Annotated in this window: 14 protein-coding genes and 1 pseudogene; 14 read left to right on the top strand and 1 reads right to left on the bottom strand. The window is 59.3% G+C overall.

Going from position 1 to position 11,333, the window contains the following annotated elements; all coding sequences use genetic code 11:
* The 14 genes from ABJN75_RS12710 to ABJN75_RS12645 all read left to right on the top strand — a co-directional run.
* Positions 1 to 248, top strand: a 248-nt coding sequence (locus ABJN75_RS12710) for a substrate-binding domain-containing protein (protein ID WP_348439965.1), incomplete at its 5' end; no start/stop codon positions are given.
* A 20-nt stretch (positions 249 to 268) separates the two neighbouring features.
* Positions 269 to 1,522 carry a Gfo/Idh/MocA family oxidoreductase gene (locus ABJN75_RS12705; protein ID WP_348439964.1) on the top strand — a complete coding sequence of 418 codons (1,254 nt, stop codon included), beginning with the start codon at positions 269 to 271 and terminating at the stop codon, positions 1,520 to 1,522.
* Between the two features lie 36 nt (positions 1,523 to 1,558).
* Positions 1,559 to 2,596, top strand: coding sequence for an SIS domain-containing protein (locus ABJN75_RS12700; protein WP_348439963.1), 1,038 nt, complete (start codon positions 1,559 to 1,561; stop codon positions 2,594 to 2,596).
* Entirely contained in the window at positions 2,593 to 3,555 is a 963-nt protein-coding gene (locus ABJN75_RS12695) for a glucokinase (RefSeq protein ID WP_348439962.1), read from the top strand. Before ABJN75_RS12700 ends, ABJN75_RS12695 begins: the two co-directional genes overlap by 4 nt.
* Positions 3,556 to 4,002: 447 nt before the next feature.
* Positions 4,003 to 4,236: a hypothetical protein gene (locus ABJN75_RS12690; RefSeq protein WP_348439961.1), complete on the top strand. Its 234-nt coding sequence runs from the start codon at positions 4,003 to 4,005 to the stop codon at positions 4,234 to 4,236.
* Positions 4,237 to 4,390: 154 nt separating this feature from the next.
* Positions 4,391 to 5,785 (top strand): F0F1 ATP synthase subunit beta, encoded by a 1,395-nt coding sequence (gene atpD, locus ABJN75_RS12685; protein ID WP_348439960.1) that lies wholly within the window; start codon positions 4,391 to 4,393, stop codon positions 5,783 to 5,785.
* On the top strand, positions 5,782 to 6,192 hold the full coding sequence (locus ABJN75_RS12680; RefSeq protein WP_348439959.1) for an ATPase: 411 nt from the start codon (positions 5,782 to 5,784) through the stop codon (positions 6,190 to 6,192). The genes atpD and ABJN75_RS12680 overlap by 4 nt, the downstream gene beginning before the upstream one ends.
* Complete coding sequence (locus ABJN75_RS12675) at positions 6,189 to 6,473, top strand: AtpZ/AtpI family protein (RefSeq protein WP_348439957.1); 285 nt, start codon at positions 6,189 to 6,191, stop codon at positions 6,471 to 6,473. Before ABJN75_RS12680 ends, ABJN75_RS12675 begins: the two co-directional genes overlap by 4 nt.
* Entirely contained in the window at positions 6,470 to 6,769 is a 300-nt protein-coding gene (locus ABJN75_RS12670) for an ATP synthase subunit I (RefSeq protein WP_348439956.1), read from the top strand. Before ABJN75_RS12675 ends, ABJN75_RS12670 begins: the two co-directional genes overlap by 4 nt.
* Entirely contained in the window at positions 6,766 to 7,461 is a 696-nt protein-coding gene (locus ABJN75_RS12665) for a F0F1 ATP synthase subunit A (protein WP_348439954.1), read from the top strand. The genes ABJN75_RS12670 and ABJN75_RS12665 overlap by 4 nt, the downstream gene beginning before the upstream one ends.
* The gene (locus ABJN75_RS12660; RefSeq protein ID WP_047028518.1) at positions 7,458 to 7,745 is read left to right on the top strand and encodes a F0F1 ATP synthase subunit C; all 288 of its coding nucleotides are present in this window, start codon (positions 7,458 to 7,460) and stop codon (positions 7,743 to 7,745) included. The genes ABJN75_RS12665 and ABJN75_RS12660 overlap by 4 nt, the downstream gene beginning before the upstream one ends.
* Before the next feature lie 3 nt (positions 7,746 to 7,748).
* Positions 7,749 to 8,519 carry a F0F1 ATP synthase subunit B gene (locus ABJN75_RS12655; protein WP_348439953.1) on the top strand — a complete coding sequence of 257 codons (771 nt, stop codon included), beginning with the start codon at positions 7,749 to 7,751 and terminating at the stop codon, positions 8,517 to 8,519.
* On the top strand, positions 8,509 to 10,047 hold the full coding sequence (locus tag ABJN75_RS12650; RefSeq protein ID WP_348439952.1) for a F0F1 ATP synthase subunit alpha: 1,539 nt from the start codon (positions 8,509 to 8,511) through the stop codon (positions 10,045 to 10,047). The genes ABJN75_RS12655 and ABJN75_RS12650 overlap by 11 nt, the downstream gene beginning before the upstream one ends.
* Entirely contained in the window at positions 10,031 to 10,924 is an 894-nt protein-coding gene (locus tag ABJN75_RS12645) for a FoF1 ATP synthase subunit gamma (RefSeq protein ID WP_348439951.1), read from the top strand. The genes ABJN75_RS12650 and ABJN75_RS12645 overlap by 17 nt, the downstream gene beginning before the upstream one ends.
* 198 nt (positions 10,925 to 11,122) lie before the next feature.
* On the opposite strand, the pseudogene ABJN75_RS12640 reads toward ABJN75_RS12645, so the two are convergent.
* Positions 11,123 to 11,209 (bottom strand): annotated as a pseudogene (locus tag ABJN75_RS12640) (IS5/IS1182 family transposase); the annotation flags it as partial.
* Between the last annotated feature and the right edge of the window lie 124 nt (positions 11,210 to 11,333).

Here is an 11,333-nt window from a genome sequence, read left to right as displayed (position 1 = left end):
CCCATCAGCGTGGATTGAAAATCCCGCAGGACTTGTCTGTCATTGGCTTCGACAACATCGCTTTCAGTGAAGCCTTCCTGCCATCGCTGACAACCATCAGCCAGCCGCGGCTGGATATTGGCGAACGTGCCATGTCGGTCTTGCTGGACGTCATGAATGGCAAGGCAGCACCCGGCGACCCAACCGTTCTGCCGACCGAACTTATCGTTCGTGAATCGACCGCAGTTCCCAATCCTGACCACAATTGACTGAAGAAAGAGGCCTGCCCGTGAGCAATCCAGTAAAAAAGACCCTCAATATCGGCATTATTGGTTCCGGGTTTATCGCCGAGTTCCATCTGCGTTCCATGCTGGGAGTGCGAAACATATCGGTGGCTGGCGTCTACAGCCGCAATGCGGAAAACCGCGCCCGGTTTTCAAAGCTTGCGACTGATCTTGAACTCGGACCGTGCAAGGCATTCGCGACGCTCGAGGCCATGCTGCAGGATGACACGATTGACGCGGTCTGGATCCTGTCGCCCAACCACACACGTCTCGACATCATGCGCACCATTCATGCCGAGGTGACCGCCAAGCGGTCCAGGGTGTTTGCGGTTGCCTGCGAGAAGCCGTTGGCACGCACCATTGGCGAGGCACGGGAAATGCTGGAGCTGGCTGAAGCCGCCGGCCTGAACCACGGCTATCTTGAAAATCAGGTCTTTTGCACGCCGGTTCTGCGTGGCAAGGAAATCATCTGGCGTCGCGCCGCCTCGACGACAGGGCGGCCTTACCTCGCCCGCGCCGCCGAAGAACATTCCGGCCCGCACGCGCCATGGTTCTGGCAGGGCGACAAGCAAGGCGGCGGTGTGCTCTCGGACATGATGTGCCACAGTGTCGAAGTTGCGCGTCATTTGCTGACCGAGCCTGGTGCGGATCGCAAATCCCTGCGCGTCAAATCGGTCAGTGGAACCGTGGCCAACCTCAAGTGGACACGGCCCAAATATGCGGCACAACTGGCAGAGCGGTACGGCAAGGGCGTCGACTACCGGAACCGGCCATCCGAGGATTTTGCCCGTGGCACGATCCTGCTTGAAGACGAGCAGGGCAACGAACTTGTAATCGAGGCCACCACCTCCTGGGCCTATGTGGGTGCCGGGCTGCGTATCCAGCTGGAGTTGCTTGGCCCTGAATACTCCATGGAATTCAATTCACTTTCTACCGGGTTGAAAGTGTTCATGTCCCGCGAAGTCACAGGCTCGGAAGGTGAGGATCTGGTCGAGAAGCAAAATGCCGAGCAGGGGCTGATGCCGGTGCTCGAAGATGAGGCCGGCATTTACGGCTATACCGATGAGAACCGGCACATGACCGAATGTTTCCGCAAGGGGGAGACGCCCACCGAAACGTTCCATGATGGCCTGGCGGTCGTCGAGATTCTGATGGGGCTCTATCGTTCGGCCGAAATCGGTCAGAATGTGAACTTCCCGGCGCCCGATCTTGAGGACTATGTGCCGCTGGTTGCACGGATCCCAAGCCCGCAAGACTAAATGGGGACAGTCCCTCAACCCACAGGCCCATTGTTGATGACCATCATACCAGGAATGACCCGGATGAAGGCGGAGGTTCTGTCTGTTCCCGCCGTCGTAGCGGAGCAGATTGAGACATCGCTGGAAGTCTATCTGGCACTCGGCGAGCGGCTGGCGGCACTTGACCCGAATCTGGTTGTTACAAGCGCGCGTGGCAGCTCCGATCATGCCGCGACTTACTTCAAGTATCTCGTCGAGATGCGTCTGGGTGTACCGGTCGCATCGATCGGGCCGTCGGTTTCTTCGGTCTACGGGACCAAATGGAAGCTGGAGAAAACGCCGGTCATGGCGATTTCGCAGTCTGGTGGCAGTGATGATTTGCGACTTTTCATGGAAGCCGCAAGGCAGTCTGGCGCGGATGGTATTTCTCTGACCAACCAGCGAAACTCTCCTCTGGCCAAAGCCACAGACACTGTGCTCGACATGTCGGCCGGACCAGAACTGGCGGTTGCGGCGACAAAAACCTACATCGCGTCCCTGGTGGCCCTGGCTGCGGTTGTCGCCGGATGGTCGGGAGATCAGTCAATGGTGGAGGCCTTGCGTCGTCTGCCGGATGATCTTGGAAAGGCGTTGGAATGCAACTGGACAGCTGCGCTCGGGACATTCCAAGCCCCCGGCAATGTTTTCGTGACTGCGCGTGGCCCGGGACTGGGTATTGCCAATGAAGCCGCTCTCAAGCTGAAGGAAACCTGCCTGATGCCGGCGGAGGCGTTCAGTGCTGCAGAACTCATTCATGGGCCATTGGCGCTGTCAGGAAAATCCATGACCGCGCTTGCCTTCATGAGCGATGATGCAGGGCGGGCGGGCACCGAGAATGCGGTCAATCGCCTGCGCGAAACCGGGTCGAGCGTGTTCACGGTAGACAGCAGGAACACCGGCGGACACGGCTTGCCAAGTGTGAAGACCGGGCACAGTCTGCTCGATCCGATCGCCCAGATCCTGAGCTTCTACCTGTTCGTCGAAGAGTTGTCGGTGAGCCTGGGGCTTAACCCGGATGCGCCGCAGCATCTCAACAAAGTCACGGTCACGCGATGATTGTGCGTGTCTGTGATCTGGGAGGGACCCACTGCCGCATAGGCCAATATGTCGATGGCCATCTGGATGCGGCATCTGTGGCTCGCTTCGAAAACAGCAATCACGCTTCCTTCACGGCATTGATGCGGCACTACCATGAACGGTCCGGCATCGCGCCTGCCGAAAAAATGGTTATCGCACTGGCCGCGCCGGTGACGGGGGATGTCGTCGCGCTGACAAACCTGGACTGGACCATCGACCGCGATGAAATCAGCCGGGCAACCGGGGTGCCGGAAGTCTTCCTGATTAACGATTTCGAGGCATTGGGGCATGCGATGTCGTCTCCCCAATCGTTGGAACTGCGCAGCCTCAATGAAGCCAGCGGCGCCACCGGCAACGGCACAAAACTCATTCTGGGGGCGGGGACCGGGTTCAATTGTGCGGCGCGCCTGTCAAACGGATCTGTGGTATGTTGTGAGGCCGGGCATTCCACCTTTGTTGCCGAGACAGATTTTGATCGCGCCCTGCAGCACCGTTTCACACAAAAATACGGCCGCTGCTCGTTTGATCGCGTTTTGTCCGGTTCGGGGCTGGGCGAAATCTATCAAACACTGTGCAGACTTGAGAACCAGACGCCAATTCACGCAACCAGTCATCAGATTATTCCCGCCGCGCTTGAGCAAGGCGATGGACTTGCCGCACGCGCCTGTCATGAGTTTGTCCGCATTCTGGGCCGAACTGCAGGTGATCTGGCGCTGGTGTTCCTGGCAACCGGCGGTGTGTACGTCACCGGTGGTGTCGCCCGTGGATTGGACTCATTCATGTCCGATCCGGAAAACCGGTTCCTGACCGCATTCCAAGCCAAGGGCCGCATGGCTGAGACAATGGCTACGTTACCGGTCAAGCTTGTCCTTGATGACAACACTGCACTGCGCGGTTGTCTGGAATGGCAAAAGGCTAAAGAAAACGCCATGCATTGAATCTGGAGAGTGGCTCTCAAGGAGGGTTACCCTTGGGTCAGTGCAGCTGCACCGCGCAGCGGCAGGTTATCATTTGGTCGTTGATAGGTCGGTTATTCATTATCGTCGTCGGTGCCTTGCACCAAACGGAATCGCACGCCTGCAGACTGTACAAACGAAACCCCTAGGCCATATTCTTAGCGGGCGTTATTCAATTTTACACGTCTGGGTGGCATCCGCTTGGCACGGTGATTTAGGTGAAGTTTGAGCTTGGCGGGAAATGCCTTATATCGCCGGCGCACGTCCCTTGGTGGTTCTGACGGCGCCAGTGATCTATTCCATGATTATTCCGTTTGTTTTGCCGGACCAATTGCGCAGGACGGAGACTTTTGGCGGCGTGTCGTGGCGTCTCCGAAGCCCTTGGAAATTCCGGATCTGCGCGTCTTGTGATTGCTGCTTGATCAGGGCGTGATCGTGATTTGTACAGGTGGTGGCGGCATCCCGGTGCTGCGCAAACCGGATGGCAGTCTGATCGGGGTTGAAGCGGTGATTGACAAGCATGCCGCCCGCGCGCCTCTGGCCGCCGATATCGGTGCGGATGCCTTGTTGCTGTTGACCGATGTCAATGCGGTCTACCAGGATTCTGGTACGAATGCTGCCACGCCGCTTGACCGGCTGACGCCGGATGAAACGTGCGCTTGATATGCCAAAAGGGTCGATGGGGCCAAAGTTGCGCGCCGCCAGCGATTTTGCGGATCGTGGCGGTGTTTCGGGGATCGGCCGATTGGCCGATGCCATGTCCATCCTTGATGGCACGGCTGGTACCCGTGTGTTAAAGGAGACCTGAGGAACCCAGATGAACATCACGGACCTTCCCAAACCTGACACACAGACTGACGGCCACATCGCTGCCATTCGCGGTGGTGTTGTCGATGTGGTGTTCGAGGGACCGGTTCCCAACATTCACGATCTGCTTTATGCCGGAGAAGTTGCGTTGGAAGTGGCCGGCTTGATCGGCCACGGCATGGTGCGGGCCATGGCGCTGGCGCCGGTGCGCGGGCTTGGCCTTGGCATGACGGTGAAGGCGACCGGAGGGCCAATCATGGTTCCCGTGGGTGACGCTGTTCTGGGTCGGATGCTGGATGTCTTCGGCGCGCCAATCGATGGCCGTCCTGCGCCGGTGGTGAGTGAACGCCGCTCTATTCACCAGCCTCCACCGAAGCTGAACGATCGCGTGCTGCACTCCAAGATCCTAGAGACAGGGATAAAGGCCATCGATCTGCTGTCGCCCATTGAACGCGGTGGCAAGACCGGGCTATTCGGCGGCGCGGGCGTGGGCAAGACCGTTTTGATCACCGAGCTGATCAACAACACCGTGCAACACCACAAGGGGGTGAGCCTGTTCTGCGGGATCGGCGAACGGTCGCGCGAGGCGGAGGAGTTGTACCGCGAGATGGGCGAGGCGGGCGTGCGCGACAAGACCGTGATGCTCTTCGGCCAGATGAACGAAGCGCCCGGCGTCCGGTTTCTGGTGGGCAACACCGCACTGACGATGGCGGAGTATTTCCGTGAAGATAAAGGGCAAGACGTTCTGCTGCTGATCGACAACATCTTCCGCTTCGTCCAGGCGGGATCCGAGGTTTCGGGACTGATGGGACGCATGCCGTCCCGTGTCGGGTACCAGCCAACCCTGGCAACCGAACTTGCCGGTCTGGAAGAACGCATCACCTCGACCAAGCGCGGCGCAATTACGTCGATCCAGGCAGTGTATGTGCCCGCCGATGATTTCACGGACCCTGCAGCCGCACATATCTTCTCGCATCTTTCGGCCTCGGTGGTGTTGTCGCGCAAGCGCGCGAGCGAAGGGCTCTATCCGGCTGTCGATCCGCTGGCCTCGGCCTCGGTGATGCTGACACCTTCGGTGGTCGGGCAGCGGCACTATGACATCGCCCGCGCAGTGCGCAGGACACTGGCCGAGTATGAGGAACTGCGGGACATCATCGCCATGCTCGGACTTGAGGAACTGTCGGCGGCTGACCGCGCCACTGTGGCCCGCGCCCGCCGGTTGGAAAGGTTTCTCACGCAGCCCTTTTTCACGACGGGTTCCTTCAGCGGCATGGAAGGCAAGATGGTGCCGATCGCCGATACGCTGGCTGGCTGCGAGACGATTCTCGGCCAAACCCAGTTCGACCTTCCCGAAAGCGCCTATTACATGATCGGCGGTCTGGATGATCTGGAGGCCAAATCATGAGCATGGCATCCGACATGAATGTCATCCTGCGCCTGCCTGATCGCATGCTTTTTGAGGGGCGGGCGACGCGCGTGACCGCAGTTGCCCCCAATGGTGCGTTCGGCCTCTGGCCGAACCACGTCGATTTTGTCACCGCGCTGGTGCCGTCGGTCATGACGTTGCGCCTTGTCGATGGATCCGAGGAAATCTTCGGCCTCGATGAAGGCCTGCTGGTGAAGAAGGGGCACGACGTCTCGGTTGCCGCGCTGCGCGGAGTGCATGGCGATGATCTCGACAGTTTGCAGAACACAGTCGAGGCGAGCTTCATTCAGATGGACGAGGACGAGCGGCAGGCGCGGTCCGCGCTGTCGCGGCTCGAAGCGGACATGGTCCGGCGGTTTGCGGAACTGCGGAGGCCGCAGCAATGACGCCAACACCAGACAAGCCCACCGAGGATATCGGCCGTCACGCCAAGCGGATGAAATCGACGCGCGAAAATCCAGGTCCGAGCCCGCTTATGGGTATCAGTACCTTCGGGATGATCGGCTGGTCGGTCGCAGTGCCCACGGTCGGCGGCGCGCTTCTGGGGATCTGGCTCGATCGTGTCGCGCCGCAAAGCTTTTCGTGGACCATCAGCCTGATCCTGGGCGGCGTCGTTCTTGGAGCATTCATCGCCGGGATGTGGATGAACAAGGAGGGACGCAAATGATCGAAATTGACTGGACTGCCGCGATGCTCGGATTCGCCATCGGCACGGTTATGGGGATCGTCTTCTTCGCCGGCCTGGCCATTGGTATTCGGCGCGCATTGCGTACCAAAACACCCGTTGGAATCCTGACACTGAGCGCCGCGCTGCGCCTTGCAGCCTTCCTCAGTATTGGTTGGGTCGTTGTCAGTCAAGGCGGACCGTGGGCCGGTCTCGGCTATGGCGTCGCGTTCCTGGTCGTGCGGTTTGTGGCCACGACCCTTGCCCGCAGTGAAGCAGCCACAGGGGACGCGCCATGAACCTGTCCCCCGATCAGACCATCATGTTCGAAGTCTGGGGCATCCCGATCAATGCGACCATTTTCTACACCTGGGTGGTGATGGCGGTGTTGACGCTGGTGTCAATGCTGATCACCCGAAACTTGCGGCCCGATGTGCCGCCCAACCGCTGGCGGACGATGCTGGAAGTCATCCTGCAGGGCATTCAGGGACAGATTCAGGAAATCGCCCCGGGTCCCTCGCGGCACTTGCTCTATTTCTCGGGAACACTGTTCCTGTTCGTCGCCATGTCCAACCTGCTGCTGGTCGTTCCGGGGTTTGAACCGCCGACGTCCTCCTTGTCGACGACCACCGCGCTGGCGCTCTCTGTTGTGATTGCGGTGCCACTCTTTGGCATCATCAGTCGGGGGCTAGGCGGGTACCTTAAAACATATCTGGAGCCTTCATTCATAATGCTCCCCTTCAACATCATTTCAGAATTCACACGGGCGATATCCCTGGCGATGCGGCTTTACGGCAACATCATGAGCGGTGCCGTCATCGGGGTCATCCTGCTCAGTGTGGTGCCGTTCTTCTTTCCCGTGGTGATGGATCTGCTGGGCCTTCTGACCGGGATGATCCAAGCCTACATCTTTGCAATTCTGGCGACGGTCTACATCTCCGCCGCTACCGCTCCCAAAGAATCCTCGCAGCCTGAAAAGGATACTCCATGACAGACCTTGGCATCATCGCCGCAATCTCTATCTTTACTGCCGGGCTGACCGTGTCGTTCGGTGCCATCGGTCCGGCGCTGGGCGAAGGGCGCACAGCCGCAACAGCACTCAGCGCGATCGCGCAACAGCCGGATGCCGCCTCGACCATTTCGCGGACTCTATTCGTCAGCCTGGCGATGATCGAGTCGACCGCGATCTATTGCTTCGTCGTCGCCATGATCCTGATTTTTGCCAACCCATTCTGGACCGCGGCTCTGGAAGCGGCAAAAGTTGCGGGCAACTGACCCATGTCCATCGACTGGATCACCGTCGCGGCTCAGATCGCCAATTTTCTGGTGCTGGTCTGGCTATTGAAGCGATTTTTCTACCGTCCCATCCTCGACGGCATCGATGCACGTGAGGCAGAGATTGCGGACAGGATGAAAGCCGCCGTGCTTGCGAAGGAGAAGGCGCAATCCGTCGAGGCGGATTACCACGAAAAGGTTCGGGCGCTGCATGTCGCGCAATCCGAGATGGCGGAAACGATCCGGAAGAAAGCCGAAGAGCATCGCGATGCGCTTCTCACCGAAGCGCGGGAACGGATGGACCGCGAGTATGTGACGTGGACCGCGCATCTTGACGAGGAGACGAAAAAATTCACTACCGGGATGCATCAGGCGGGCGCCCGCGCGCTGTTGTCCCTCTTGCGCAAAGCATTGGGTGACCTGGCGGACCAAGGGCTTGAAGGGCAGATGGCACATCATCTCGCCCTGCAGATGAAGTCGACGGCTGCGGATCTGCGTCACACCGCGGGGCAGCCGGCAAGCGCCGTGGTGACCAGTCACGACACGCTGTCGTCAGCAGCGCAAGCCGAACTGGCTACGGAATTGGGGACGGTTTTCCCCGCCATCGCAGTGCACTTCGAGACGGATGCAAAGCAATCTCCCGGTCTGGTTCTGCGGATGGGGGGTGCGGAGCTCGCCTGGACAGTGGACTCTTATATCGATGGCCTTGATGCCGTGATCGGAGAACAGCTGAGCAAGGCAAACCAGCCGGAAGTGCTACGCCATGAGCGTTGAAGTCCGCCCGGTTGAAACCGGTCCCGAATTGATCTTGAAGACACTTCTGGACAGCCCGTCCCCGGGTCCGTGCCTGAGCGAAATCGGATCGGTTGCCGAGGTTGGTGACGGGATCGCGATTGTTGCCGGGTTGGAGCGCGCCCTGTCTGACGAGTTGCTTCAATTTGCCAGCGGTGTGCAGGGCATCGTTCTCGATCTTGAGCCGGGACGGTTGGGAGTTGTCCTTCTTGGGCCGTCCGACCGTGTGGCCGTGGGAGAGAGCGTGTTGCGGTCGAACAAGGTTGTCAGTGCCCGGGTTGGCCATGCGCTGCTGGGGCGTGTTGTGGACGCACTTGGCAACCCGCAGGATGGCTTGGGTGAAATCAAGTCACAGGCAACACGAGCCGTTGAGATGGACGCCCCGAAAATCCTCGACCGGCAAGCCATCACACGTCCTCTGGCGACGGGTATCAAGGTGATCGATGCAGCCGTCCCGGTTGGTCTCGGGCAGCGCCAACTGGTGATCGGCGACCGGCAGACCGGCAAGACGTCGCTGGCCGTGGATGCGATCCTCAATCAGAAATCCAGCGACCTGATCTGTATCTATTGCGCCACAGGGCAGCGTGGCGATGCGGTCGCCAAGGTAATCGAGGCAATCCGTGAGGGTGGCATGATGGAGCGGAGCATTGTCATGTCCGCTGGTGATGAGGGGGCTGCCGGCCTTGCCTACGTCGCGCCCTATGCAGCCCTGACGATGGCAGAGCATTTCTCGGGTGAGGGACGCGATGTTCTGGTTGTGCTGGATGATCTGACTCATCACGCCCGGTCCTACCGTGAACTGTCGCTGCTGCTGCGCCGTCCCCCGGGACGGGAGGCCTTTCCCGGCGATATCTTCTACATCCATGCCCGGTTGCTGGAGCGCGCGGGCCAGTTTACGCAAAAAGCCGGCGGCGGGTCGATCACTGTGCTTCCGGTGGTCGAGACCCAGGCGGAAAACCTGTCGGCCTATATTCCGACCAACCTGATTTCGATCACCGACGGGCAAATCTATCTGTCGCCCCGGCTTGTGCGCAAGAACCAGTTTCCGGCCGTCGATCTGGGCGTGTCGGTCTCGCGCGTCGGCGGCAAGGCGCAAAGCAAAGCCTTCCGGTCTGTCGCCGGAAACCTGCGTGTGACCTTGTCGCAATTTGAGGAGCTGGAGGATTTTGCCCGTTTCGGTACGCGTCTGGACGACGCGACCCGCGCGCGGCTGACGCGGGGCGCTGCGGTACGGGCGTCGTTAAGGCAGGCCGAGCGCGATCCGATTCCGGCGATCGAACAACTTGCTGTTCTGATCACAGCCATGGACGGCGGGTTTGACAGTTTGAGCGAGGCCGATACCTTCCGGGTCATGACGGCCATCAGAACAGCCACTGCGCGTGATCTGGACGATATTGCAAAGCGGATCTCGCAAAACGCGGCACTGGAGGATGATGACCGGAACCGGATGATCACGCTCGGGCAAAATGCGCGCAAGGCTCTGGAGGAGCAAGATGGCGCAAACCCTTGATACTCTGGTGCGGCGCACGGCCAGCATACAGGGCATTCGCAGCGTCGTTCACACGATGAAAACTCTGTCGGTGATCAATGCTGCTCCTTATGAGCACGCCGCCCTGGCCATCGAAGCCTATCATCAAACGGTTCTGGACGGGTTGCATGCCTTCCTGTCCGGCGTCGGTCCACTGGATGCTGCCTCCTCCGACATCGCCGCGCGTGTCCTTGTTGCTTTTGGCTCCGATCACGGTCTGTGTGGGAATTACAATGAGGCTATTGCCGCGCATGTGAGGCAACATGTCGATAAGGACCCCGGCGATGCCATGACCGTGCTCTGCATTGGTGCTCAAATGGCGGATGCCCTGCAGGATCAAGGATTCGATGTTGAGAAAACGTTCTTTCCTGCCGCGTCTGTCGACGGCTTGGAACGGCTTGCCAACCTTCTGACCGGGCGGCTTGACGAGATCAGGCGGGCCAGCCACCCTGGTGAAATTGCCGTGTCTCTCGCCTATTCCGCGCGCGGAGAGGCGGATTTACCGACACTCAGGATCGCGGCTTTGCTGCCGCTTGATCCGTCGCTGCTGCATGATCTTCGCACAAAGCCCTGGGACTCGCGAAGCCTGCCATATCATTCAATGCCGGCGGACGATCTGTTCAGGGCGCAGGTCCGCAGTCACCTGTTTGCGAGCTTGTTCCGGGCTGCGGCAGAAGCGATGGTCACCGAAAACGCAGCACGGCTTGCGCTGATGCAGCAGGCCGAACAATCTGTCGATGACAGGCTGGAAGAACTCAAATCCGACACGCGAACATTACGCCAAACTGAAATCACTACCGAGCTTCTCGATGTAATCATCGGGTTCGAGGCGTTGAAGAAGAAAGTGCCGGCCAGATAAACAAGCCTCGGCGTTTGCGGAATGATCTCGGTCCATTGCCAAATCAGAAACAGAGCGAAGAGTCTGTCAGCTGTCTCTGGTTTGCCCGTCAGGCAATATAACGCGCAGGAGGGACACCAAGATCCTGTCCATATCAGGATCGCAAAGGGCAAGTATGAGCCAGTTTTCTTTTATGTCAGAGTCGGTCCGAAAAGTTATTCATTTTGAACAGAGCCTTCGCAGCATGAGGCGGATAGACGCGAGTTTGAGGAAGGCGAGCGCGTTGCGCGGGAGTGTCATGAACTCTGTGTATCTGGCCTGGCCCATGCGGGTTTCAGATACGGTCACGCGTTGAAGCGCTCCCCGAACATGATAGCAAACTGGTTTCTGGCTGCAAACCATTCCCGGACATTGCGGCCGCCTTTCTCGA

The organism is Hoeflea sp., assembly GCF_039975035.1.
Taxonomy (GTDB): Bacteria; Pseudomonadota; Alphaproteobacteria; order Rhizobiales; family Rhizobiaceae; genus Hoeflea.
The sequence above is the reverse complement of the archived record's forward strand: the minus strand, read 5'-3'. Positions and strand labels throughout refer to the sequence as shown.